Here is a 25262-nt window from a genome sequence, read left to right on the forward strand (position 1 = left end):
AATGTGCACCTAAATATTTGCGGAAACGATATCCGCAATAAATTTCAGCAAGTTTAAATCGGTAGAATTAAACTCCCGTTTCTTTTCAGGAGAAGCCAAATATACAACGCCTGCGATATTTTCGTTTTTAGTTAAAGGCGCAACGGCTACCGAATTCCATTCGGGTATATTGCTTACAATATTTTTTCCGGCAACATTATCCCAATCTATTCGACAAAGACCTAAGCCCGTATTTAACACCGAAAAAACAAGCTCTTCGTTTATAGTGTATGTAACAAAGCCCAATTTTGCGGCTATATTAAGTTTTAAGGCTTTTGTTTTTTTATTTTGCGAAACCGTAATAACGGCGCAGCTTTCAGCATTAAATAAATGCATAATTTTAGCGGCAAAATCGGAAAACATTTTATGGCGCGGCTGCTTTATTTTGGGAATATCCGCCAACTCAGCGGCGGCATTAACGGTTTCGGAATATTTTGTTTCATCTGCAAGCAATAAACCGCCTATTGCGGTTGAAGTTATTTGTTCCGACAAAATACTATACGACCATAAACACGAACGATTTCTCCCGGAATTTTTTGCTTTATATAATGCCTGGTCGGCTTTTAATAACAAATCGGGAATTGTTTTACCGTGTTCGGGATAACAGGAAATTCCCAAGCTGACGGTTATTTTTATCTCATCAAAAACAGCTTCTTCAACTTTAGTTCTAAAGTTTTCGGCCGCTTCACACACTTTTTCCATTCCGATATTCGGAAGTATAATAACAAACTCCTCTCCGCCGAATCTTCCTAAAAGCTGTCCTTCTTTTAACTCCTTAAAAACGGTTTTAGCTACATTTTGTAAAACCATATCACCTATATGATGTCCGAAAGAATCGTTTACGGTTTTAAATTTATCCAAATCGTATATTATAATGGAAAACACCGAATTCGTTTTTATAGAATTCTTTAAAATATTTTTAAGAGATATATCAAGATATTTTCTGGTTAATGCTCCGGTTAAAAAATCATAAAATGCCGTTTGTTTAAGAATATTATTTTCCAATATCATTGCCAAAAAATGCGAAACGTCTTTAGCCGTTTTAAGTCCGCCGCTCGAAAAATTATTTACAGTATTTCCGGAAACAAAAACCATAAATCCCAACAAGTCATAAATTTTACCGTTAGAATTTTTCTTTTTAATCGGAATAATCATACATTGTTTTTTAATCTTCTTTTGAACGTTACCGATTTTATCGTAACCGAATTTTATAATTAAATCATATAGAATTTTTACATCTTTATGGAATTTCGATAAAGCGACACTTTCCAATTTACCTATTCTGTTTAAAACGAGTAAGCCGAACTGAGGTGCAAGAAGCTGAAAAGAAAGAAATTGCATAAATTTCCGCATTTGCTCTTCAAAATTATTATTAAATTTTGCAAATATGCCGGTATGAGTCATATTGCCGAAACCGTTTATTTGCATTAATCTGGAAGTTAAAGCCTTTTTAAATTTAATATCTTTTTGCAAGAGCTTAATATGAGAAGCCGAAATAATTGTATTCAGCTCTTCTTCGGAAATCCGCTTTTTGACAGGATTTATTTTTGAAATATCTTTTCCTTCAATAAATTCCTGTACCGCATTAAACGGAATATTATAAAATGAATTATTATATAAGGGTAATCTATACTCTTTCGGAATATTTTTAAATAATTCCAGAATTTCGTCTTCCGCTTCCAAAAAGTTAAAAACGGCAAGAATATTATCACCCTTATTTTTGTGATACAGCCCCAGCCTTATATCAAGCGGTATAAGCAAATTGGTATTATTTTTATGTTTGCTTATTTGAATAGCCCTTGATAATAACTCACCTTCATTTTCTTTGTCAATATAAGCTTCAAAATAAAGCATCGCAATATATTGAAATGTACTTAACCGTATATCTTTATATTCAAGTAACTTTAAAATAAGAGGAGAAAAATCTATGTCGCTGCGCTGTATGGTTAATGCAATAGTAAATTCCAATAAGCTCTTTGAAATTATTTTAGAATAATCGCTTTGAGAATTTTTATTCAGTTTTTTTGCATAAATATCGAAATATTTGATAAGGTTTCCTATATCCGTTTTTCTGTTTAATATAATACGTGAAGCTTCTATCCTAAAATAAATAAGAGCTAAGCTGACATCGCTTCTGTAGTCTTTAAGTTTTAAAAGCCTCTTTAAAAGGCGGAAGCCTTTAGTATGACACCATAAATATTGGCATGTTTCCGCAAGCAAGTTATAATAAAGGAAATCGTATAACAGTTTATTTTCAAGTTTTGTATTTTTTAAAAAATGAACGGCCTCTTTTCTGTATTTAAAAAAATCATTGTATTTACACAAATTCATGGAAGTATTCATAAAGGTTAATATTTTAGGATACTCAAGTGTAAGGATATTGTTTGCAATAATTTTTGCGGAAGCTTCTTTGACATATTTATATGCCAATTTACTGTTATGAATTTCCACCAGCATAATAGCATAATTTAAAAGAGCATAAATTTCAATCGAGATAATATCCATTGAGCGCGCTTTACTTATAAGTAAGTGCATATATTTAAAGGCCTTATGTATACCGTTACGGCTGAAAGCATAAGCTATTGCAATATTACATAAAGCCGTAAGCTCGCACTTTGTATAATTACATTGCCTTGTAGTTTCCAAACAATATTTATAGTATTTAAAAGACTCTTTATAATTCCGTTTTATATAATTTGCATAGCCTAAAAAAACCAAGGCATCGCACTTATAAATTAAATACTCTTCTTTATCGCCGCAAAGTTTTAAAACCTTATAACTGTTTTTTTTAAGCGCTTCTATATTTTGCGATAATTTATAATACATACAATTTACGCCGTGTAAATTTATAGTTATAATCGGAGTTTTACATTTTTCGTATAACAGCTTTAACTTTTCCGAATAATTAAGAACCAGCGCTTGGTGTTCCGAAATATATTCGTAATTTGCCGATTGGTAATAATAAAGAGATAACAGTTCATAATTATTTATTTGAGGGATAATTTCGGATATAATCTGAAGAGTTTCTCTTTCTTTTTCTCTTAACCCAAGCTGATAATACAATTTTGCAATTGTAAGCATTGTCTTGCAGCGCATTTCAATATCGGATTCTTCCATAAGCTCCAAAATTTTACCGTAATTTAAAATAGCTTCATTTATTTTTTTATTCTTAAGAGCGTTATCTACATTTTCCATACAATATTTTGCGGCCAAACTTTTATTACCGGACTTTTCCAAATGCCAAATTAATTCATTCCGGTTAACGGCTTCATCTTTTTGTAAAATTTTAATTATTTTTTTATGCCCTGCAATTTTTATTTTTTGATTCGTATCTTCATATAAAATATCTCTGAGAGTTTTGTTCGTTATTGAATATTCGACTTTATTTCCGGAGTGTATTTCAAATATAAGTGCCTTATCTATTAAAATCTTAATCGACTTATCTATTTTATTTTTAGGCATAGGAATTAATCCGTATAAATACTCCAACTTAAAAGTATTTTGAAATAAGGCCATAGTAAGAAGCATCTCTTTTTCTTTTTCTGGCACGAATTTAATTTGATTTTTTAATGTTTCTTCTATATTTAAAGAAATTTTCTTTGATATGTTTTCATTAAAAAACCGTTCCCTAATATGCCACATACCGTACCGCTTATCGATATACATAATATTATTCATTATCAATTCTTTAACGGCTTCTATTATAAATAACGGATAGCCTTTAGTTTGTTTGTATAAAACGGAACCTGTTTTTTTCGGAGCATATTTTAACAGTAAAATGTTTTTAAGCATAATCGTAGTTTCTTCTTCGGAAAAGTTGGAAAAAGAAAAAGTTTCCACGTTTTTATGCAGCTGCAAGGTTTTTAAAAATGATTCGAATTTTGAAGATGCCGGAGCGGCCGTTTCATCATAAGAAAAAATAATTCCTAATTTTTCCTGTTTTGTAATTTCAGCCGATAAATATAAAATTGTTTCAAGCACAAAATCATTTGCAAGATGTAAATCGTCTATTATAAGAAAAACAGGCATTCGGCCTACCAATTTAAAAAACAAATTTTTTCCTTCATTAAATACTTTAAATTTTAAATGCTCGTATTTATGCGGTATATCTTTTTTTTGCCGTTGATTGTTTATATATTCTATATTTTTTAATATCGCGGTTTTTTCCGAAATATTTTGCGCAGGCAGGTTGTTACAAAAGGCTTTTTCCAAAAAATCGTCCCAAAAATGTTTGGAACCGTGTGTTTTTAAATTATAGTTAAAGTATACATTTATACATTCAAGCGATAATTCGTATCCGGCCTCTCCTAAAAATCTTGTTTTACCTATTCCGAAGGGGCCTTTAATAATAAACACGTTTTTTAAAGCATTACCCGAATTTATTTCTCCGGCGGATTTTAATACGGCTTTTATATACCGCTCCCTTCCTACTATGCGCGGACGGAAGGTAATAGGTTTCATAACTTCCCCGGCGGTTATAGTATAGTTTAATCCTAGCGCAACGTTTATATCCGAAAGCAGAGAACTTATTTTCAGCTTATTGCTTTCTTTTGTTTTTACGGCGGCTTTTTTAGCAACATTGCATAAACATTCAAATATTTTTAAATCGGATTTATTAAGATTTTTCTTCTTGAAGTTTTTTTTTAATTCCGCAAGCGAGCGCAAAAAATTACTTTTAATATATTTTCCCGCCAATATTGAAAGAATAAGATAACCTATCATTTCTATGTTTTTATCTTCATAGGCGGCATCGGCAGCTTCCGCAAAATGAACGGAAAACGGGTCTTCCAATTTTTTTGTTATAATATCCTTAATTCTAATCCTGAACCCCGTCTTGGTTTTAACTACAAAAATATCGCTCGGGGTAAATGCCGTATACTCAAATCCCATATTTCCGATATAGGTTAAGGCTCTAAAAACCGAAACCGTTATTTCAAGAAAATCTTTCATCGAGCAGGAATTAACAAAGGTCAGCAAGGGAGTGTAATCGGAAAGATATTCCGTAGTAAGTATATAACATTTTTCTTCGGGCCTCGTAGAAAAAGACCTGAATAGAGATAAATATAAACTTGCAAATCCGTAGTTTTTTAAGTAAAAATAGTTGTCTATTGTTCTTATATTTATAAATCCGTCTTTTATAAAAGAAAAAACTTCATCGGAGAGAGCTGAGGCAGGAACAATTTTCAAGTTAAGCTCCCTTTCTTTTGACCAAAGGTCTACAGCCAAAAACTCTTCTACATTATGAATGTGAGAATCAAGTTTTTTTAAAATATGATACCGGTTATTTATGACGTCCATACAAGTTATGCAAATTTTATGTTCGACGGTAAAATTTACAAGAGAGATGTTAGCACATTTAGATAAAAATGTCTACCAATAGGGTAAACCCCGAACACGGGTAAACTTCAGTACAGGCAGTTATATCGGGAATTTTCATTTGCGTTTTCAATTTAAAGGAGTAATCATCAGGAGTTTCCCGTATATAAAATAAAAAACCCGACAGGTAAAAACCTGCCGGGAAACTGCAAAGGAGGTAAATTGAACACTATCATCTCGTTCAATGTACACTTAATAAAACGAATTATCTTATTTTAGTTACAAAAATTTTTAAATTTTTTACCAAATAATTCAAAAGTTAAGATTTATTTACTTACAGCTGTTAAAATAATAACTTCCTTTATTTACCTCTTTTTAAAAAGGCTCCTTCAAAGCCCAATTTTTTAAACCGTTCTATTACAGCCCCGGTTTCTTCACGCTGCAGGGGACCTATAAATACGGTATAAACGGTTTTTCCTCTTTTTTTGTCTTCTTCGACAAATACGGGATATTGTTTACCGTGATTTTTTACGGCGGAATCCGCAGAGTATTTATCGTTATAAACTGCAATTTGAATATACAGTTCTCCTTTTTTTAATTTTTCTGCCGGTTTATCGGATTCTAAAGACTCTTTAACGGGAGGTTTTTCCTCAACTGCTGCGGGAGCTTCTTCTTCCGTCTTTACAGGTTCCGTTACCTCATAAATTTCTTCGGTTTCTTCTTTTGCGGGGCTTTCAGGTACACTCTCAGGCTCCATAATATGACCGACTTCTTCAGGCTTTTTATCTTCCTCAGGTTCGTCAGCCTTAGGCTGCACAATAGAAGCGACATAACCGACCTCTTTATCAGGTTCGGTTTGAGGTTTTTCGGGCTCCGTTACAGGAGGTATTACCGAAACGGCAGGTTCTTCCGCCTCTTTTTCTTTTTTAGGAGCTGCGGGCTCTTTTACGGTAGTTACGGGAGGCTCCGCTTTTTCTTTTTTTTCGGCAGGTTTTAAAATGCCCGATATTTCTTTTACTTTTTCAGGTTCTTTTTCGTTATTTTTTTTAGGTTTCGTTATTTTTGAAACCACAATCGGCGGCCTTAAATCGGCAGGCTCCATATAAACCGTTACGGGAGGCTCAGGCACGAGTTTAACTTCAGGCTGTTTTTCCGGAACAGGCTCAACCGGAGGAGGAACTGCCGGAGCGGGTTCCGGTTCGGTTTCTTTAACGGGAACGATTTCTTTTTCAGGTTCCTCCGGTTTAGGTTCTTCAGCGGGAGGAACGGTTTCAGGCGGTTCTTCGTAAACAATGGGAGAGCTTACAGGTTCTTCGGCTTTTGAATCGGTTTCGCGAGGTTTTTCCGCTTTATATTCGGGAGATTCGGTTTCGGACGCTACTAAGAGGGCCGGATTGGAATCCAAATCCATAGATTCGGGGGAAGATGTCCCGGCGGCAATGCCGTCATCGCCTATTTCCTGTACGGGAGACGGAGTAACAACACGGACGCGAACAACTTTTCCCGAAGCGATAGCCAATTTAGCTCCAAGCTCTGGGGATAAACTTATTAAAAGCCCCGGAATTCCGGATTGCCCTACAACTACAGCCCTAAGCGTTATGTTTTTTTCCAAATTTGTGATTTCCAAAAGGGTGTGTTTGGGAAACATATCGCTTCTTACAAAAAGACCTTCGGCGGGAAAGTCCGAAGCGGCGCCTATACCGCCGTTTCCTTCCCAAACTGCCCATATGCAGGAAAATGAGAGTATAAATACTATTGAAACAATCAGTTTTTTCATTTATTTCTCCTTTTATCTTTATTTATAGTTTCGATAGCCTCTTTGGCAACTTGTACCGAAACGGTTTCGCATTTTTTTTCGGGGTCTATTTCTTTAAATTTGGTCATATCAAATATTTTTGTGTAAATTTCTTTTCCCGTAGAAAAATTTACGAGAGAAACCTTTAAAGTTTTCCAATCGGGAATTTTTCTATCGAGGATTTTATTAAAAACAAGGTCTTTTCCGTATTGCATACGGCAAATTAAAATATAATCCGAAGGTTCTTCAAAAAATTTCTCTATTTCGCCTAATTTTATTTCTTTTTGCGGTTCCAAATCGGCGGAAGGAAGGCTTGTAACAATAAAACCGCTTTCAAAAAACGGTTCAAACAGTAAATCTTCAAATTTGCCGGTAACGTTTCTGCATTTATCATCTATTTCCTCATTTTGAAAGCAGGCGATAGCCAAGGTTTCGGTAAATGCGGATAAAGTTAAAATAACGGTAAATACCGCAAAGCAAAAATACTTCTTAAACATATCTTAGTCCTCGAATTAAATTATCGGTATAGTTATATCCGACTTTATCTTAAACTTGCATTTTTAGTTAATATTCGGTATAATTACCCTTTATGAATCTTGAAGCTTTTATTTTAGGCTGCGGCGGAATGATGCCGCTTCCATATAGACATTTAACTTCCGTTTTGTTAAGACGCGAAGGCGATTTATTTTTATTTGATTGCGGTGAGGGTACTCAGGTAGCATTAAGACGGCTTAATTTGCGCTGGAAGAGGATAAACGCGATTTTTATAAGCCATACTCATGCAGACCATATTACAGGCTTACCCGGCTTACTTATGCTTTCTTCACAGGTAGACCGCGACGAACCTATGTATATTTTCGGACCGCCCAAAGTTGCCGAATATGTAGAATCAAGCTGCCGAGTTTTGGATATGTATATAAATTACGAAATTATTGTAAAAGAAATAAACGAACCCGGAATTATTTTTTCTACGGACGAGTTTCAAGTGAGGGCTTTTAAGCTGGACCATACAAAACCGTGCCTAGGTTATACTTTTGAAGAATTTGAGCGACCCGGAGAATTTAAGCCTGAAGCCGCAAAAGAACTCAAGGTTCCGTGCGGCCCCTTGTGGTCTAAGCTGCAAAGCGGGTTTTCCGTAAATGCGGAAGACGGCAGCCTCGTTACTCCGGAGCAGGTTATGGGGAAAAAAAGGAAGGGGCGCAAGTTTGCGTTTGTAACCGATACAAAATACCTTCCCTCAATTGCAAATGAGGTAAGAGGGGCTGATTTTTTCGTATGCGAGGGAATGTTTGAAAAAGGTATGGAAAAAGATGCCGCCGAAAAAAAGCATATGACGTGTACCCAAGCCGCTAAAATTGCAAAAGATGCGGAAGTAAAAAAAATGGCCCTTATTCACTACAGCCCGAGATATACGGATAACGATTTAAAAAATCTTGTCGAACAGGCGCGGGAGGTTTTCCCCGAAACTATTTTATCTAAAGATAAAATGACGATAAAACTTGAATACGAGGATTAGTATGAGCGATATTGAAAGCAGAATGCTTGAAAAGGGGCTTATAAAAGTACCCGTTGACGAAAAACCGAAAGAAAGCCCTTACAGGCGCGTTGCAAAGTTTTTATTTATAATAGGAACGGAACAGGCGGCAGGCGTGTTAAAACAGCTTACAAAAGAACAGGTGGATAAGGTCGTTGCGGAGCTTGTTACAATTCAAAGTATAGATAAATCGGAAGCTCTGCAAATTTTAAATGAATTTAATGCCGTTTATACTAAAAATAAAAACTCTTTAGGGGGTGTTGAAACTGCAAAAACTATGCTTACCGAAGCTTTCGGCAGTACCAGAGCGGAAGAAATCTTAGAAAATGCGGTACCTGAAAAAAAGCCTGTCCCTTTTGAATATTTACAGGGAATGAGCGGTGAAAATTTAACCCGTATCTTGGCAGGAGAGCTTCCCTCTTCAAAAGCAATTGTTTTATCACAGCTTGAAGCCAAACAGGCGGCCGAGTATATAAGCTCTCTTTCCGATGAAGAAGAAAAAAAAGAAATTGTTTTGCGGCTTGCAAAAATGCAAAAACTCGACTCTGGAATTCTTTATCAGGTAAGCGAAGCCTTAAAGAAAAAAATGGTTGATGTTAATTTAAACAAAACGGCCTCGATTGACGGGGTTTCCGTTTTGGCTGAAATACTCAGGCAAGTAGACTATAAAACGGGAAGCAATATCTTGGATTCCATAAAAGAACAGGACGAAAACCTTGCGGGAACTATAAGCGACAAACTCGTTACACTTGACGACATTATAAAAATGAATCCGAAACATATTCAATATTTAATTTCACCTATGACGGGAATAGAACTTGCCCGTCTTATCCATGCGAAAAGCCCCGAATTCAGAAAGGCGATTTTAAGTAATCTTTCAAAAACCCGCGCCGCCCTTGTTTTGCAGGAAGAAGAATTTATCTCTCCCATTTTAAAAAAAGAATTAAACGAGGCTGCCGATTCTTTTTTAGCTAAAATAAGAGCCGAGGCGGAAAAGGGGCGCATTATTCTTAATTTTAATGAAGAAGAATACGTGTAAACTTTAAAATACAACCCCTTTTTAAAAGCTGTGAGGAATTTTCAAATTCCTGTCATTGCTTATTTTTGCAGTTTTGTAACATTTAGAGAAAAACGGCATACGATAATGCAAGTTTGCCGCACAGTATTCCGATTCCCGATTAAATTTATCTAAACCTGCCTTAAAATCCTGCCGAAAATATAAATAAGACCGTTTTTTACGTTTATTATTATAAAGTGTAAAACTAAAGCGTAAAACGGGTCAATTCCTAAAATCGGAAAAATATCGGGAGAATACTTATGGTTAGAAGTTTATGGACGGCAGCTACAGGCATGAACAGCCAGCAGGCTAATATCGATACCGTTGCAAATAATTTGGCAAACGTAAACACAAGCGGCTTTAAAAAACAAAGAGCCGAATTTGAAGACCTTTTATATCAAACGGTAAAAACCGCAGGTACTCCCGCCACGGAAGATACCATTACGCCGGTAGGAGTTCAAATGGGACACGGTGCAAAACTTGCCGCAACGCAAAGAATTTTTGAACAAGGCTCTTTACAGCAAACTGGTGTAACAAGCGATATTGCAGTACAGGGAGAAGGTTTTTTCCGTGTACTTCAGTATGACGGCACCTATGCTTACACAAGGGACGGCTCGTTTAAAATCGATGCGGACCGCCAGCTTGTAACTTCAAACGGCTTACGCGTTTTACCTGAAATTATTTTTCCTGAAGGATATAGAGAAAATACAATAACGGTAAGCCGGGACGGAAGAGTTACCGTAAAAGTCGGAGACATTGACGACCCTATAGAAGTCGGGCAAATAGAACTTTACCGATTTCAAAACAATGCGGGCCTTTCGGCGGAAGGCACCAACCTTTTCCGCCAAACACCTGCATCGGGACAGGCTATACCCGGAAGACCGGGCTTTAACGGTTTCGGAAAAACGGAACATAAATTTTTAGAAATGTCCAACGTTTCTACAATAAGCGAAATGGTAAATATGATTGTTGCCCAAAGAGCCTACGAGTTTAACTCAAAGGCAATTCAAACAAGCGATAATATGCTGGGTACTGCCGTAAGTTTAAAACGGTAAAGCCTGAACAAAAAAAATAACCGGAGAGTAAAATGAATATTGCGGAAATAAAGGGTAAAGCGGAATATATGGGGACAAACGGAAATTCAATAACCGAAAAAAAACGTCAACCCGGAGAAGAAAGCGGACAAAGCAGTTTCAGCCTAATAATGGATAACCTTAGAACCGCACAAAATTCCGCAAATATAATTTCTCAAAATACAAACAATTCCGCCTTCGGCGATACCCGTCTTCCCGGCGATTATATAAGCTCGTTTAAACTTCAAAACCCGGGCAAAGCCGATTACGAGAGAACCGCTCAGGGTATGGCCTCCGACTTCGGAAAATCGGGAAACATGGTTATTCAAAAAAATGAAATAGATAAAACCGGCGAGCTTTATGAAAAAGCCCTCGAACTTGAATCTTATTTTGTAAAAATTATGCTTGATTCCATGCGGAAAACCTTAAGCGGAAAAACGCTTTCAGGCGATGAATCTTTTGCAGGCAAAATGTACACCGATATGATGTATGAAGAACTCGGAAGAAACGTAACTAAAAATGCAGGCTTCGGACTGGCAGACCAAATTTATCTTGAACTTTACAGAAAAAAATAACTTATAGATGGACTTAAAACAAATACCGAAAAAAAGCGGATTACCTGAAAATTCTTTACAATTTAATTACCCTTTAAAAGAATTAACTTCGTTTAAAATAGGCGGCAATGCCGATATTTTTTTTACTCCGCGCACCGAAGAAGAATTACAAAACGGTGCCGTATTTTTCCGTTTAAACGGCATTCCCATTTCCGTCATAGGCGGCGGAAAAAATCTGCTTATTTCGGATAAGGGAATAAGAGGGGCGGTAATAAGCTTACAGCATTTTTCCGAAATAAAAATCAAAAACGAAAACAAAACGGAAATCCTTATAGAAGCGGGGGCGGGAGTTTTAATAGACGAGCTTGCAGACAGGGCCGGAGAAAATTCTTTATCCGGTTTTGAAGACTTCGGCGGGCTTCCGGGAACGGTCGGAGGAGCGATTTTTATGAATGCAAGGTGTTACGAAAAATCAATTTCCGACATACTTGTTTCCGCACGTACTATGGTTTTTAACCCGTCAGGCATAGAGTTTGAAACATATCTTTTTTGCGCCGATGATTGGGATTATAAAAAATCGCCTTTTCAAATTCACACGGAAGGCATAAAAATTCCGGAAAACGGAAAAATTATTGTATCGGCGGTATTTAAAATGAAACGCGCCGATAAAACGGAAATAAAAGCACAAACCGAATTAAGGCGTAAAGATAGAATTCAAAAAGGACAGTTTAGGGCACCTTCGGCGGGAAGTACTTTTAAAAACAGCAGAAAGATAGGAAGCCCGAGCGGAAAGGTTATTGAAGAAGCCGGTTTAAAAGGTTTTTCTATAGGAGGTGCTCAAGTAGCTCCGTGGCACGGAAACTTTGTTATAAACAAGGGAAACGCTTCTTCCGCCGATACTCTTAAACTTATAGAATATATACAAAAAACGGTCTTGGAAAAAACCGGTTTTTTACTTGAACCTGAGGTTATTTTTGCAGGGGAAAAATAAGCTTGTTAAAAATAAACGGGCGATAAAAGATAAAAAACGGCCTGTATGGAAATTTTAAAATTCACATACAGGCTTCAAATTTTATAAAAGCTTTAATATTTTAAAGCATCATTTTCACTTATTTCAGCGGAACAAGAGGAACTCGTTCAAGCTCGGCATCTTCTCCGTATCTTTTTTTTACGGCAAGAGCCGCGGCATCAAAATTATCTGAACGTTTTACCTCGCTTATATCATAAAAAGGCGTCTTGCATTTTACGATAAAGTCCCCGAGATAAACATATTTTACTCCTTCCCGCACTTCTATTTTTGAGTGTATAGGCAAATTTATAAAAGCGATTCCGGAGCCCGCAAAAAGGTATAAAAGATTATGTATTTCGATATACCGTTTCCCGTATGCAAAAGGAAGTTTATACATACTGAAGTCAACACTCTTTGCGTCCTCGTCCGATATAACCGAAAGTTTCATACGCCTGTTAGCTCCTTCTAAACGTATCTTGTCCGCAATAATCCCGTCGGCACCGCTGCCTATTCTACCGAATTGTACATTTCTATAATTTGAAAAAAAATTCAGTATTCGGCGCCGGTAAGACTTTTACAGAAAACACGAGTACTATTTCATTTTTCGTCGGAGGCTTTGTATCTTTCGTATCGGCAAAAATAAATCCTGTAAAGATAAATAAAATAATACATAAGACAATAAATTTATTTCTTTTCATTTTTTAACTCCTCTATTCTGGCTTCGATAAGAGGAAGCCATGCGGTATTTTTCAGCTTGGATTTTAATTTGTTCAGGCACTTTAATTCGTAATTTGCCTGTTTATCACGGGGAAGAGGTACCAGAGCTCCCGCCGTTCCCTCGGTTTTAAAATCGTATGCTCCTATAAAGTATAATCCTGTTTTGCGTGTAATAAACGATATATTACCGTTTGTTCCCAATCCGGGTGAAAACGTAGTTGTAGTTTTTGTCCAAAAATTGTCATACCACATGTAACTTAACTGAAAACTTAAGTCCGTTTCAAACGGAGGAAAACAGTAATATCCGTCTCCGAGGGAAAGCGGGGTGGTATAAATAGCGGTCTTTGAAGAATCACATTGGATATACATCGTTTCAGGTTTTACTTTTAAATAGTAAAACGAAAGACAATGTGTTTCGGGGCTGCCCAGGGTCTTGATATTAACTTTTTCTCCGTTTATGCTTGCATTGCCGGATTCGGAAAGAGCCTTAAGCCCTGTGAACAATATACAGGAAGATGTCGATAATACCGCCAATACCAACACGGACAGCATAAAAAACCTTTTAAGTAATTTTTGCATGAAATTTTTCTCCTTAAAAATTTATAATTAAAACGGAATATTCTCCCGCTCTAAAACCTGAATGAAAACGACAGCAATAAACCGGCTTCGGTTTGTTTTACGCCGGTTAAATAACTGCGTAAAATACAACCGGCTTCAACGGACAAAGTATTAAAGGCTGCGGGAATAAATTCCAATCCTGCCCCATATTGCATAAAAATATCTATATCCGGAAACAACATTCCGGCACCGCCGAAGGCATTCGGAATAATATATACCTCTTCTTTTACGTTTATAGGCAGATGTATACGAAATTCCGGTTCAACGCCGACGGCGATTTTTGAAGGTTTTGAAAGAAACGGTTTTACAACAGACCGAGGTTTACCTATAATTATTTGGCCGCCCAACTCAAAATATTTAAAAGAATAAAACAGCCCCGCCATTCCTCCGGACCTCCAACCGTCTTCTTTATTTTTAAGCCCCGTGTAGCTTAACTTTATACGGAATCTTGAAGGCATTTCATCTATGTAAACACCGGCATTAGCTTTTTTATCGTTTTTCTTACCGCTTTTTTTATCCGTTTTTCCGGGATTTTCCGCAGAGGCTTTTGCTTCACTTCCGAAATTAAAGCCGTCCAGCTGCCATGTCGCAAATGTATTTTTCCAAACCGTAAAAAGCTTTTTATTTTTTCCCTCCGATTCCGTTAAAACAAATTCATAATTTTTACCGTCTTTTTTCAGAGTTGTAATAGACGGTTCTTTTTCCGGTTTATAGTTATTTTTTTCAGGGTTAAGCGAAGTATAAAGCGTATAAGCTATCGCAGTTCTTACTCCGTCTATAGGATTACCGAAAACGGTTGCGGAAAGGATTTCGCTGCGGAAGCGTTTGGGAGCCTTTCTTAATGTTTCCATATAAATATCAAGCCCGTTGTTTATCGCTTCATCTTCCGAAATAAAAAGAGCCAGTTTGCGCAAACGCCGGGATTCTTCTTCATGCTTTTCTTCTTCATTTTTAATTTCAAAATGAGTAAGAATATCGGTAAATTCTTTCAAAGCGGTTTCTACGGAAACTTCAATATTTTTTTGAGAAGCGAATACGCGTTCCGATAAAAAAATTTTAATTGAAGAAATGGGAATAGAAAAATTTGCCGCTTGGCGAAAAATTGCACTTGATGAATTTATTCCTACTACGGTGTAACCGTTAGGAGATTTTGAATCTTTTTGTAAAAGCGGCCCTCCCGAATTGCCGGAATCTATTTGTGCCGAATGTTGAATAAAATATGATTTTTTAGGGTCTATTTCTTTGGGAAGACGGGCTTTTGCATTGGTTACGGAGCCTTTCCCCAACTGCCACAAAGGTTTTTTACCCAATGCAGGGTAACCGGCAGACCACACATCGGTTCCTTCAGGCGGCTCGCTTTCGGCAAAAGTTAAAAAAGATTTTACCTTGCCGGCAGGAACTTCCGCAGCTGCAAGGTCGAGCTGTTCATTAATTGCAACAATCGGACATCCATCGATTTTCGTAATTTCACCTTCGGCATTTTCTATTTCCACGGTAACGGCTGAAGCATAGGCTACTACATGGTAATTGGTAAGTACATACACATTACCTTTTTCCTTGATAAAAAATCCCGAGCCGAATATCCCTTTAGCCGCACCCCTAAAATATTCCGCTATATCGAAATAACCCGAACGGGAAAGCTCCCCTTCAGCCTCTTCCATAAAACCAGTTATTTTTTTGCCGTATTCGGGTTTAACTATACATACGCAATCACGTATATCGGCAAAACCGATTGAACCTACCGCAAAAAGAAAACATAACATAAAAACTTTTATTTTCATAAACTAACAAGCCTCCAAATTTTTATTGTTGTTCCGGATAATATAATATCGTTTATTATTAAAATGTTCAACAGGTAAATTTAACGACTCCTATTGACCAAGTGTAAAATTTAATTGATAATGCTCCCAAGGTGTACATCGGAGGCAAAATGAAAAAAACAATCTGTATACTAATTTGCATATCGGTTATTTTCGTTCAGGAAATGTTTGCGGATAACGAAGCGGGCACTAATAAAATAGGCGTGTACGCAGGCTATCCTTTCGGCATTTCTTTTTCGCATAATTTTACAAAAAAAGACCAGCTGGATATTCAGGCCGCTCCTAATATGAGGTTTATTATCAAAAACAACGACTCATATTTTCATTTCGGAGGAGATTTTTATATAGGCTATCTACGCTCCGTAGCCGAACCTATAATACGGGGAGCCGTTTGTCCCTTTGAAATAGGCGCCGGTATCGGGTTATTCCCCGGAGTCGAACAAACTTATCCCGATAAATCTAAAAATTTTGCTTTTTACGTGGGAACCTTTTTTGATTTACGCTGGGAAGTTTTTTTTACAAATGTCCCTAAATTTAGCTTATTTTTGGATTTTGCTCCGGGCGTATATTTTAACCCCACTGCATTCCGCTACAACAGACACCTTGCGGTCTTTGCGGCAAGGGGCGGTATAGGCTTACGATATGTTTTTTAATTTCGGTAATTACTCATGAATATTTTAACCGATAAATTCAAAGAAGTTTTAATGTCGGTTTTACCGATTGTTATTCTTACTACTGTTTTAAATTTTACTTTTATTCATATAGACTATCATATTTTTATCCGCTTTTTACTTGGAAGCGTATGTATGATAATCGGCCTCGCTTTTTTTCTTTTCGGAATAGATATAAGCGTGGCAAAAATCGGTGTTCACATGGGCGGCGAAATTACAAAACGGAATAAACTTTTTATTCTTATTGCGGGAGGCTTTATTCTCGGCTTTTTAATTTCAATTGCGGAACCCGATTTACAAATTTTTGCAGACCAGGTAAAGGATGCAACACGGGGTGAAATACCTTCGATTTTCCTTGTGCTTGTAGTTTCCGTAGGCGTCGCTCTTTTTGTTATGCTCGGTCTTTTACGGATTGTCTTTAACGTTTCGCAAAAAATATCCTTTTTAATCTCTTACGGAATAATTTTTATACTCGCTCTTTTTTCATCTGCCGAATTTATTTCGATATCGTTCGATTCTTCGGGAACGACAACGGGAGCTATAACGGTGCCCTTTATTCTCGCCTTATCCTTAGGAGTTTCGGGAATGAAAAAGAATTCTACCGAATCGGAAGAAAACTCTTTCGGGCTTGTCGGCATGGCTTCCGCCGGTGCAATTCTTGCAGTTCTTACTCTAAGCGTCTTAAACAGTTCCGCTCAAATTTCAAGTGAAGGTTTCGAATTCAATTTGGATATAAGTACGAAAATATTTAAACCGTTTAAAGATATTTTCCTTCATACCTTGCAGGAATGTTTTATTTCCCTTCTTCCTCTTTCGCTGATTTTCTTTGTAACTAATTTTATAAGTATAAAATTAAGACGTAAAGATTTAATGCAGATTGTAAGCGGTCTTATCATTACGCTTATAGGTTTATTCCTTTTTATGTGGGGTGCAAAATCGGGTTTTTTAGATGTCGGTATTTTAATAGGCAATAAAATAGGTGAAGCGGGAGTCCGCCCCCTTATTCTTTTTATAGGGGCTTTAATAGGGCTTGTTACAATTCTTGCGGAACCCGCCGTTTATGTTTTAACCGTTCAAATCGAAAACGTAACAAGCGGACACATAAGGCGCAAAGTAGTTTTAATTTTTTTGTGCATAGGTGTAAGTTTGGCGGTAATGCTTTCTATGCTGCGGATTATAGAACCTGCTTTTCAATTATGGCATATTCTTTTACCCGGCTATATAATTTCACTTATTCTTTCGTTTATCGTACCGGACTTATTCGTAGGCATTGCCTTTGATGCAGGCGGCGTAGCTTCAGGCCCGATGAGCGCAACCTTTGTTCTTTCGCTTGCACAAGGCTTGGCGAATGCAACCCCGTCCGCAAATGTATTGATTGACGGCTTCGGAATAATCGCTGCAATTGCACTGGCTCCGATTATTTCACTTCAAGTACTGGGTTTGATATTTAAAATAAAAAGTGCAAGGAGTAAAAAATGAAGGATTGTTCGCTTCTTATAATTTTAGTTCCCTTCGGACATGCGCCTAAGATAGTAAAGTACGCAAAAGAAAACGGAATGGTGGGAGCTACGGTTATGCTTGCCTTCGGTACCGTTAAAAATAAAATTCTCGATTTTTTAGGCATTAGAGAAATAAGAAAAGAATTGATTTTAACTGCCGGTCGCACCGAATTTTTAAATGAACTTATGGGAAAACTCGAAAACAAATTTAAAATTACACGTAAAAATTTCGGGATAGCCTTTACTATTCCTTTGATGTATATAAACCATAAACAATTAAACAATGATGAAAAAATTAATTTTAAAAATTTTAAAGATGAGGAGATTAAAACGGTGAAGTCTGCAATATTTACAATAGTTAATAGAGGAAAAGCGGGAGAAGTGGTAGATGCAAGTTTACAGGCCGGCGCAAGAGGCGGAACAATTATAAATGCACGCGGTTCGGGCTTAAATCAAACTATGCGTATTTTCGATATGGAAATAGAACCTGAAAAAGAAATTGTTTTAACTGTTGTTGATGATACAAAACTCGACGGTATTGTACAATCCATACGGGAAAAATCCGATGTGGAAAAAGACGGACACGGAATTCTTTTGTACTGCCCGTAAGTAAAAGCTACGGAATAAAATAATAAAAACGCCAAGATACTAACCGTTAAATACCCGCATATCGTAAAGTTTTGCAAATTTAACGGTTGGAAATTTAAACTTTTATTATCTTACGCTCTTTTATTATATTTTAAAGCCTACTAAAACTTAAATCCTGAAAGGAAGTACAAAGAATCCATAAATTCCTTTTTTTTCGTTTTTAATAAATCGAAAAATATTTTATCAATGCTTTCCACTATCGGAACGGCTTTTTTTAAGACTTTAACACCGTCTTTTGTCAAACTCACGGATTTTGCGCGTGTATCCTTTGAATGCTCTTTCCGTAAAACAAACCCCACCCTTTCCAATAAACCCAATACTTGAGAGACCGACATTACGTCCATTCCCGATATTTTCGATACCATAACCTGAGTTATCTCGGATTCCGTTTGGGATAAATAACCGATAGAAGTTAAAACTACAAATTGAGGATGAGTAATTCCTACATCTGCCAGCCGTTTTTTTATTTCGCCGTGCCATTTATTGTAAGTACGCATAAATAATAAACCGGCCGATTGTCCGCAGTCGTTTTTATATTCGGACGGAAAATCTTTCATTACAGTTCCGCCTGCTGTTTTAAAAGAAGCACGGCTTCAGGCACGTTTGAAAATACCTGCCGTAAAAACGACAGTTTTTCAGCGTTCATTGTATCCGTTTCCAAACGTACCGAATGTTTAACTGAAACTTTTTTATCGGCGGCCTCAATAATTTCATGATTAAAATAAAGATTTCCGAAAGGAGTTTCCGTTTTATCACAAAACCCGTAATTTTCTTTTACAAAACTTAACGCATAATGAACAGGAGGCATTCCCTCAAGTTCCATTACTCCCTTAGAACCCGTTTTAAACCCCTTATCCAAAGAAATCGATTTTAAATCTTTTTCCCAAAGATACCATTTTTGTATATCGGAATAATATTCCCATATCTTTTCTTTTGCGGCATGTACCGCAACCGTAAATCCTAACTCCATAACATTCTCCTTACTTTATGGCTTATTATATGTATACTTATAATAAATGTCAATAGGATTTTAAATAAATTTGAAAACTATAAACTCTAAGAATATAAAGAGCGTTTATATTACGATTTAAACAGGCAGTCTTCGTTTTCGCCTAACCTATTTTTAATGTTATTAAATTACCGTTCGCAGAAAGATAGTTTTGAACGGCTTCATCATGCGAAATAATAATTAAAATTTTACCTTTAGACTTATTAAGAACTTCAGCCAAAATCGAATGCATTGTAGCTAAATCCAAATTGGCAAACGTTTCATCTAAAATAATTAAATCTTTTTTATCAATACTTAATATTAACCGTGCCAAAGCAATACGCTTTCTTTCTCCGCCCGAAACCTTATCTATTTCGCTTGTGCCTATGTGTTGATTCAAATCTTTAATATGAGCAATTTCGGCGGCTTTTTCAATTTCCGCTTGAGAATAGTTTTCATTAAACAACAAAATATTTTCTTTAACCGTTGCATTTATCAAATATATGTTTTGACGTATAACTCCTATTTTAGTACGCAATGAATTTTTATCAATGTTTTCAAACAAGATGTCGTTAAAAAGAATATTTCCGTCATAATTTATTTCACCCAATATAGCATTAATTAAACTGGTTTTTCCGGCACCGCTTTTTCCGTTTATTAAATAAACGCAATCTTTTTTAAATTCACAGCTGAAAGAGGAAAAAATATTCTTATTTTCATACGAAACGCCTACATTATTCAGTTTTATATTATCTATTGTTTTACAAACAACCGCACTCTTATTTTCCTCTTCTTTAGCCGCTTTAAAAAAATCTTCAACAGGCTTTTTTAAAGCTCTAACGTCTTTTGAATATGTTCTTAATGTTAAAATATTATGAAATACGTTGGAATAATGCATGGAATACATATACATAGCCAATATTGTACCCGTACTCAGATTATTTGAAATAAATGCCTTATAGCAAATAATAATGGCTATATTCGTAAAATTCCCTATATATTTAAGATAGCGGGATTGCGATTGAGTAAGCATTAAAGAAATATGAGATGAAATGTATTTTTTATTTATTTTTTCCAAATGTTTAAAAAAACCGTCATAAGAGGCATAGTATTTTAAATCAAAATTTCCGTATACGGCATCTTTTGCCAAAGCCATAACCTCAGTATAATTACTTCTTTCTGTTATTCTGTTTTTGCTTATCTTATCAACAAGTTTTTTACTTATAAAATAAAAAAATATGTACCATACTATTGTTACCGCTCCCAATTTATAATCCAATAATAAAATAAATGATAATAAGGTAACTACTTCGATAACGGTACTTATTGATATAAAATATTGCTTAATTATCGCTTCTTTTAATTGTTGAATATCGCTTGCCGCCATTCTTGACAGTTCGTCGGGACTCATTTTAGAAAACACTTGAGTTTTGCTATTTAAAACTATTTTTAAAAATTCTCTTAATAATTCCAAACCTATACCGTTTGTAAATTTCCAATAGTATTTATCGGCGAAATAATCGGAAAGATATTGCACAAAGCCGGCCGACACCAAGCCTCCTGCAACCGATAAGATTATTAAATAGGGTGTATTAAAAAAATTATCCGATATGAATTTTATCAGGGTGGGTATTCCTTGCGATAATAATTTCGCAATCAGCATAAAAATTGTAATTATTAACAATTCTTTTTTTTTAGACAGCATTAATTTAAATATCGACATCTTTCCCCTTCCTTTACCGCAAGCTTATTTTTTCCCGGCAGTAACAATTGTTTTTAAAATAATTTCTCCATATTTTTCTTTTTTGGTTTTCCCTATACCGAAGATACAATCAAGCTCATCAATCGACACGGGTTTTTTTTGCGCCAAATCTATAAGAGTTTTATCGGAAAAGATAATATAAGACGGAACATTTGCTTCTTCCGCCAATTCGCGCCGTTTTTGCTTTAAAATTTTAAGCAGCTTTACTCCGGCAGTATCCAGTTTGTCTTCGGGCAAAACAACCTTTATCTTTTTTACTTCTTCTTTTTCCGGTTCTTCCGAATCCTTTTTTTCAGCATTAAAAGGTAAAAATATTTGAGTACGGGATTGTAATTCGTCCTTTGCTTTTTGTGTAAGAGACAAAACGGAATAGTTTTCATCTTTTATTAAATAATCTTCCGCAAGCAAAATGCGAACAAGCTCAAGCCAGCCTTCGCGGTTAAATTCCGTACCTATGCCCCAAACGGAAAGGTCGTTATGCTTATTTTCCAAAACCCGCTTTTGTTTTGAGCCTAAAAGTACGTCTATAATATAACTTGCACCGAAACGGCAGCCGGTACGTAAAACGCAGGATAAAAATTTTTGTACCGGCACGGTTACATCGGTTTTTTCTATCTTCTCTTGGCAGCATACATCACAACAGGGATAGTCTCCTTGAGCTTCGGCAATTTCTTCAGGCGTTACAGATTCTCCGAAATATTTTAAAAGAGCTTTTCTTCGGCAACTATTCGTTTGAGCATATCCGCTTATTGCCGTAAGCATTTTTTCCGCCTTCCTTATTTCGTCCGGTTTTTTGTCCTGCATTAAAAATTTCAGTTTAAAAATATCCGCCGCCGAAAAAAGCAATAAGGCATGAGCCGGCTCTCCGTCCCTGCCTGCCCTTCCTATTTCCTGATAATATTGTTCAATGCTCTTGGGCAAATCGAAATGAATAACAAAACGGACATTTGGTTTGTTTATGCCCATACCGAAGGCAACCGTAGCGGTTATAATTTGAATATCGTCATTGATAAATTCATTTTGCGTTTTTTGTCTAAGTTCGTCCGAAAGTCCCGCATGATAAGGCTTTGCGGCATATCCTAAAACGGAGAGTTGCACCGAAAGAGTATCGGCTTGCTTCCGCGAAAAGCAATAAATAATGCCGGGCTCGCCCTTATGCTCTTTTAAAAATTCGGTAGCCTGCTCAAACGGTTTTTGCTTTTGTTTTACTTCTAAAAAGATATTTTTGCGGTTAAAACTTGCAACGAATTCCTTGGGCGATTTTAATTCCAGTATTTTTTTTATATCATCACGGACAGTACGGGTTGCGGTTGCCGTTAATGCCAAACATACGGCATTCGGAATTATTTTGCGTACTTCCGCAAGCTGCCTATACTCGGGACGAAAATCATGGCCCCACTCCGAAATACAATGAGCTTCGTCAACAGTAAAAAGAGAAACTTCAATCGAAGAAATAAGCTCCCTGCACCTATCGCTTAAAAGAGTTTCGGGAGCAACATATAAAAGTTTAATCTCACCGCTTTTAATTTTTCGTATATTATCCGAATATTTCTCCCAATCAAGAGAACTGTTTAATGCAGCGGCATTTATACCCAAGGTTTCCAAACCTCTTATTTGGTCGTGCATAAGCGCAATTAAAGGAGAAACTACGATTGTTAACCCCTTGAAAAGCATAGCGGGTATTTGATAGCAAAGAGATTTACCTCCGCCTGTAGGCATTACGGCAAGAACATCTTCGCCGTTCAAAATACATTCTATTATTTCCTTTTGAAAAGGGCGGAATTCATCATAGCCGAAAACGTTTTTTAAAACGTCTTGAGGATTGGAGAAAAAATTATTGCCTACAGACTTATCTAAAACCATAACAGAGAAGTATTATACCCAAAAACGGCAAAATAAGCAAGGTTTTTTTTATTTAATTTTTTCCGTAAAATTTTTCTTGTTAAAGATAATACAAAGCCGTCCCTTTTATGTTTTTTACATAAAAGGGATTAACTTAAATTACAAAAAATTTATACGTCCAAATTGGCATAAACCGCATTTTCTTCAATAAACTTACGTCGCGGTTCCACTTCTTCACCCATTAAAGTACTGAAAATTCTGTCCGCTTCCAAGGCATCGGGCAAGGTTACCCGCATCATTTTTCGGCGGGCAGGGTCCATTGTAGTTTCCCAAAGTTGAGTTCCGTCCATTTCGCCCAAACCCTTGTACCGCTGAACTGCGGCATTGTTTCCGCGCCCTATTTCGTTTAAAACGGAATCCCGCTCGTTATCGTCATATACATACCAATCTTTTTTGTTATATGAGATTTTATAAAGAGGAGGCATAGCAATGTATACATAGCCTTTTTCAATAACCTGCGGCATATACCTAAAAAAGAAGGTAAGCAAAAGAGTGCGGATATGAGAGCCGTCAACATCGGCATCGGCCATAATAATTACCTTATGGTAACGGATTTTTTCTATGTTAAAATCTTTTCCTACACCCGTACCCAAAGTTGCAATAATAGGTTGCAGTTTTTCGTTATTTACAACCTTGTCAAGGCGCGTTTTTTCGACATTCAGCATTTTTCCCCAAAGAGGTAAAATAGCTTGAGTTTTACTGTCGCGCCCCTTTTTTGCGGAGCCCCCTGCAGAATCCCCTTCAACTATATACACTTCGCAGGAAGCGGGATCCTTCATTGAGCAGTCGGCAAGTTTACCGGGAAGCCCGAAACTGTCAAGCCCGCTTTTCCGCCTTGTCGCCTCTTTTGCCTTACGGGCCGCAATTCTGGCGGTTGCCTCCGCAACACATTTTTCCAAGATTTTTTCTATTTCGTTCGGGTTTTGTTCAAAGAAAAGAGTAAGTTTTTCGTTTACAAAAGAATCTACAATACCGCGTACGTCGCTGTTGCCAAGCTTTGTTTTAGTCTGTCCTTCAAATTGGGGTTCGGGCACCTTTACCGAAACAATGGCCGTAAGCCCCGCCCTGACATCTTCACCAGTAAGTTTTTCTTCCTTATCCATCTTTTTTACGAGTTTGGGATATTTTTTTAAAAATTCGTTCATTACTCTGGTTAAGGCGGTTTTAAAGCCTTCAAGATGAGTTCCGCCCTCGCGGGTATTTATATCGTTTACAAAAGAAAGAAGATTTTCATTATAACCGTCATTATATTGAAGAGCCGTTTCGCATATAATATCGTTTTTTTCACCTTCAATAAAAACGGGAGTTTTGGGAAAAACCTGTTTTGATTCATTTAAATATTTTACAAAATGGGAAATACCGCCTTCAAAAGCAAAGGTAATTTCCTTAGGCGTGGAAAGTCTTTCGTCTCTCATCGTAATGGAAATATTACTGTTTAAAAACGCCAGCTCGCGAAGACGCGTAGATAAAACTTCAAAATTATAAGTCGTAGTTTCGGTAAAAATTGAGGAATCCACAGCCCAGCGAATTACCGTACCGTGTTTTTCGGTTTCCCCCAATTTTTTTACAGGCTCCGTAATTCCGCCCTTTTCGAATTTTGCATAATGCTCAAAACCGTCTTTATAAACGCGCGCTTCCATCCAAACGGAAAGAGCATTTACAACGGAAACACCGACGCCGTGTAAGCCCCCCGATACCTTGTACGAACCCTTATCAAACTTTCCGCCTGCATGAAGCCGTGTTAAAACAACTTCCAAAGCGCTTATTTTTTCCGTAGGGTGAATATCTACAGGGATTCCGCGCCCGTTATCTTCCACGCGGACAACGTCGTTAGGCTCCAGCACTACCAAAATATTATCGCAAAAGCCCGCCATAGCTTCATCGATACAGTTATCGACAACCTCATAAACAAGATGATGAAGCCCGTCCGGGCCGGTAGAGCCTATATACATTCCAGGGCGCTTTCTAACGGCCTCAAGCCCCTTTAAAACCGTAATATTAGTTGCAGAATAATTTGAAGTTACCATTTTTTCCCTTTTTTAATTGAGCCTATTTTAAAATTAAAACCTTTAAAACTACCTCAAAACAATAAATTTTAAAATAATTAAGAACTTTAAGTATAGCATTATTGAGGAAAAAAGTAAATAAGTAAGATAAAAGCAAAAACAAACGGGAGTCAAGACATCTATAAATAATTTTTAAAATATTTAATGCGCCTCTATTGCAAAAAAATACAAAGACGTAGTATAATAAAACGCTT

At 36.5% G+C, this 25262-nt stretch carries 19 protein-coding genes; 8 read left to right on the forward strand and 11 right to left on the reverse strand.

Going from position 1 to position 25262, the window contains the following annotated elements; all coding sequences use genetic code 11:
• Nucleotides 1–9: 9 nt before the first annotated feature.
• From DYQ05_RS13220 to DYQ05_RS13230, 3 genes are all read right to left on the reverse strand, one after another.
• Nucleotides 10–5337: a diguanylate cyclase gene (locus DYQ05_RS13220; RefSeq protein ID WP_206183594.1), complete on the reverse strand. Its 5328-nt coding sequence runs from the start codon at nucleotides 5335–5337 to the stop codon at nucleotides 10–12.
• Nucleotides 5338–5716: 379 nt separating this feature from the next.
• Nucleotides 5717–7132, reverse strand: a complete 1416-nt coding sequence (locus tag DYQ05_RS13225) for an SPOR domain-containing protein (RefSeq protein ID WP_206183595.1) — start codon at nucleotides 7130–7132, stop codon at nucleotides 5717–5719.
• Nucleotides 7129–7647, reverse strand: a complete 519-nt coding sequence (locus DYQ05_RS13230; RefSeq protein ID WP_020966557.1) for a hypothetical protein — start codon at nucleotides 7645–7647, stop codon at nucleotides 7129–7131. The genes DYQ05_RS13225 and DYQ05_RS13230 overlap by 4 nt, the downstream gene beginning before the upstream one ends.
• Nucleotides 7648–7739: 92 nt before the next feature.
• Between DYQ05_RS13230 and DYQ05_RS13235 the strand changes: the two genes are divergently transcribed.
• From DYQ05_RS13235 to murB, 5 genes are all read left to right on the forward strand, one after another.
• Nucleotides 7740–8666, forward strand: a complete 927-nt coding sequence (locus DYQ05_RS13235) for a ribonuclease Z (RefSeq protein WP_020966558.1) — start codon at nucleotides 7740–7742, stop codon at nucleotides 8664–8666.
• A gap of 1 nt (nucleotide 8667) precedes the next feature.
• Nucleotides 8668–9723, forward strand: a complete 1056-nt coding sequence (locus DYQ05_RS13240) for a flagellar motor switch protein FliG (protein WP_206183596.1) — start codon at nucleotides 8668–8670, stop codon at nucleotides 9721–9723.
• Between the two features lie 278 nt (nucleotides 9724–10001).
• Nucleotides 10002–10796, forward strand: coding sequence for a flagellar basal-body rod protein FlgG (gene flgG, locus DYQ05_RS13245; protein WP_020966560.1), 795 nt, complete (start codon nucleotides 10002–10004; stop codon nucleotides 10794–10796).
• 32 nt (nucleotides 10797–10828) lie between these two features.
• Complete coding sequence (locus DYQ05_RS13250) at nucleotides 10829–11389, forward strand: rod-binding protein (RefSeq protein WP_206183597.1); 561 nt, start codon at nucleotides 10829–10831, stop codon at nucleotides 11387–11389.
• 7 nt (nucleotides 11390–11396) lie between these two features.
• Nucleotides 11397–12359 carry a UDP-N-acetylmuramate dehydrogenase gene (gene murB / locus DYQ05_RS13255; RefSeq protein WP_020966562.1) on the forward strand — a complete coding sequence of 321 codons (963 nt, stop codon included), beginning with the start codon at nucleotides 11397–11399 and terminating at the stop codon, nucleotides 12357–12359.
• 118 nt (nucleotides 12360–12477) lie between these two features.
• On the opposite strand, the gene DYQ05_RS14250 is transcribed toward murB, so the two are convergent.
• The 3 genes from DYQ05_RS14250 to DYQ05_RS13270 form a co-directional block, all read right to left on the reverse strand.
• The gene (locus tag DYQ05_RS14250; RefSeq protein ID WP_252723408.1) at nucleotides 12478–12825 is read right to left on the reverse strand and encodes a hypothetical protein; all 348 of its coding nucleotides are present in this window, start codon (nucleotides 12823–12825) and stop codon (nucleotides 12478–12480) included.
• 236 nt (nucleotides 12826–13061) lie between these two features.
• Complete coding sequence (locus DYQ05_RS13265) at nucleotides 13062–13673, reverse strand: hypothetical protein (protein WP_024465731.1); 612 nt, start codon at nucleotides 13671–13673, stop codon at nucleotides 13062–13064.
• Between the two features lie 50 nt (nucleotides 13674–13723).
• On the reverse strand, nucleotides 13724–15493 hold the full coding sequence (locus tag DYQ05_RS13270) for a S1C family serine protease (RefSeq protein ID WP_020966566.1): 1770 nt from the start codon (nucleotides 15491–15493) through the stop codon (nucleotides 13724–13726).
• 149 nt (nucleotides 15494–15642) lie between these two features.
• Here DYQ05_RS13270 and DYQ05_RS13275 point away from each other — a divergent pair, with 149 nt between their 5' ends.
• From DYQ05_RS13275 to DYQ05_RS13285, 3 genes are read left to right on the forward strand one after another with little or no spacing between them, the layout of a single operon-like run.
• Nucleotides 15643–16185, forward strand: a complete 543-nt coding sequence (locus tag DYQ05_RS13275) for a hypothetical protein (protein ID WP_024466650.1) — start codon at nucleotides 15643–15645, stop codon at nucleotides 16183–16185.
• 15 nt (nucleotides 16186–16200) lie between these two features.
• Nucleotides 16201–17682, forward strand: a complete 1482-nt coding sequence (locus tag DYQ05_RS13280; RefSeq protein WP_020966568.1) for a DUF1538 domain-containing protein — start codon at nucleotides 16201–16203, stop codon at nucleotides 17680–17682.
• Nucleotides 17679–18311 (forward strand): P-II family nitrogen regulator, encoded by a 633-nt coding sequence (locus DYQ05_RS13285; RefSeq protein ID WP_252723409.1) that lies wholly within the window; start codon nucleotides 17679–17681, stop codon nucleotides 18309–18311. Before DYQ05_RS13280 ends, DYQ05_RS13285 begins: the two co-directional genes overlap by 4 nt.
• 140 nt (nucleotides 18312–18451) lie before the next feature.
• Here the strand turns inward: DYQ05_RS13285 and DYQ05_RS13290 are convergent, their stop codons facing one another.
• The 5 genes from DYQ05_RS13290 to gyrB form a co-directional block, all read right to left on the reverse strand.
• Nucleotides 18452–18907 (reverse strand): MarR family winged helix-turn-helix transcriptional regulator, encoded by a 456-nt coding sequence (locus DYQ05_RS13290; protein ID WP_206183598.1) that lies wholly within the window; start codon nucleotides 18905–18907, stop codon nucleotides 18452–18454.
• Complete coding sequence (locus DYQ05_RS13295; RefSeq protein WP_206183599.1) at nucleotides 18907–19320, reverse strand: SRPBCC family protein; 414 nt, start codon at nucleotides 19318–19320, stop codon at nucleotides 18907–18909. Before DYQ05_RS13295 ends, DYQ05_RS13290 begins: the two co-directional genes overlap by 1 nt.
• A gap of 142 nt (nucleotides 19321–19462) precedes the next feature.
• Nucleotides 19463–21061, reverse strand: a complete 1599-nt coding sequence (locus tag DYQ05_RS13300) for an ATP-binding cassette domain-containing protein (protein ID WP_206183600.1) — start codon at nucleotides 21059–21061, stop codon at nucleotides 19463–19465.
• Between the two features lie 24 nt (nucleotides 21062–21085).
• Nucleotides 21086–22963: a DNA helicase RecQ gene (recQ, locus tag DYQ05_RS13305; RefSeq protein WP_206183601.1), complete on the reverse strand. Its 1878-nt coding sequence runs from the start codon at nucleotides 22961–22963 to the stop codon at nucleotides 21086–21088.
• A gap of 149 nt (nucleotides 22964–23112) precedes the next feature.
• Nucleotides 23113–25029, reverse strand: coding sequence for a DNA topoisomerase (ATP-hydrolyzing) subunit B (gene gyrB / locus DYQ05_RS13310; RefSeq protein ID WP_020966575.1), 1917 nt, complete (start codon nucleotides 25027–25029; stop codon nucleotides 23113–23115).
• Nucleotides 25030–25262 lie beyond the last annotated feature (233 nt).

Origin of the sequence: Treponema pedis, assembly GCF_017161325.1 — a bacterium.
Classification (GTDB): domain Bacteria; phylum Spirochaetota; class Spirochaetia; order Treponematales; family Treponemataceae; genus Treponema_B; species Treponema_B pedis.

What these genes read in the sequence shown, in the direction of transcription:
- DYQ05_RS13220 (WP_206183594.1), bottom strand. Translation starts at nt 5,337, where the DNA reads ATGGACGTCATAAATAACCGGTATCATATTTTAAAAAAACTTGATTCT.
- DYQ05_RS13225 (WP_206183595.1), bottom strand. Translation starts at nt 7,132, where the DNA reads ATGAAAAAACTGATTGTTTCAATAGTATTTATACTCTCATTTTCCTGC.
- DYQ05_RS13230 (WP_020966557.1), bottom strand. Translation starts at nt 7,647, where the DNA reads ATGTTTAAGAAGTATTTTTGCTTTGCGGTATTTACCGTTATTTTAACT.
- DYQ05_RS13235 (WP_020966558.1), top strand. Translation starts at nt 7,740, where the DNA reads ATGAATCTTGAAGCTTTTATTTTAGGCTGCGGCGGAATGATGCCGCTT.
- DYQ05_RS13240 (WP_206183596.1), top strand. Translation starts at nt 8,668, where the DNA reads ATGAGCGATATTGAAAGCAGAATGCTTGAAAAGGGGCTTATAAAAGTA.
- flgG (WP_020966560.1), top strand. Translation starts at nt 10,002, where the DNA reads ATGGTTAGAAGTTTATGGACGGCAGCTACAGGCATGAACAGCCAGCAG.
- DYQ05_RS13250 (WP_206183597.1), top strand. Translation starts at nt 10,829, where the DNA reads ATGAATATTGCGGAAATAAAGGGTAAAGCGGAATATATGGGGACAAAC.
- murB (WP_020966562.1), top strand. Translation starts at nt 11,397, where the DNA reads ATGGACTTAAAACAAATACCGAAAAAAAGCGGATTACCTGAAAATTCT.
- DYQ05_RS14250 (WP_252723408.1), bottom strand. Translation starts at nt 12,825, where the DNA reads ATGAAACTTTCGGTTATATCGGACGAGGACGCAAAGAGTGTTGACTTC.
- DYQ05_RS13265 (WP_024465731.1), bottom strand. Translation starts at nt 13,673, where the DNA reads ATGCAAAAATTACTTAAAAGGTTTTTTATGCTGTCCGTGTTGGTATTG.
- DYQ05_RS13270 (WP_020966566.1), bottom strand. Translation starts at nt 15,493, where the DNA reads ATGAAAATAAAAGTTTTTATGTTATGTTTTCTTTTTGCGGTAGGTTCA.
- DYQ05_RS13275 (WP_024466650.1), top strand. Translation starts at nt 15,643, where the DNA reads ATGAAAAAAACAATCTGTATACTAATTTGCATATCGGTTATTTTCGTT.
- DYQ05_RS13280 (WP_020966568.1), top strand. Translation starts at nt 16,201, where the DNA reads ATGAATATTTTAACCGATAAATTCAAAGAAGTTTTAATGTCGGTTTTA.
- DYQ05_RS13285 (WP_252723409.1), top strand. Translation starts at nt 17,679, where the DNA reads ATGAAGGATTGTTCGCTTCTTATAATTTTAGTTCCCTTCGGACATGCG.
- DYQ05_RS13290 (WP_206183598.1), bottom strand. Translation starts at nt 18,907, where the DNA reads ATGAAAGATTTTCCGTCCGAATATAAAAACGACTGCGGACAATCGGCC.
- DYQ05_RS13295 (WP_206183599.1), bottom strand. Translation starts at nt 19,320, where the DNA reads ATGGAGTTAGGATTTACGGTTGCGGTACATGCCGCAAAAGAAAAGATA.
- DYQ05_RS13300 (WP_206183600.1), bottom strand. Translation starts at nt 21,061, where the DNA reads ATGTCGATATTTAAATTAATGCTGTCTAAAAAAAAAGAATTGTTAATA.
- recQ (WP_206183601.1), bottom strand. Translation starts at nt 22,963, where the DNA reads ATGGTTTTAGATAAGTCTGTAGGCAATAATTTTTTCTCCAATCCTCAA.
- gyrB (WP_020966575.1), bottom strand. Translation starts at nt 25,029, where the DNA reads ATGGTAACTTCAAATTATTCTGCAACTAATATTACGGTTTTAAAGGGG.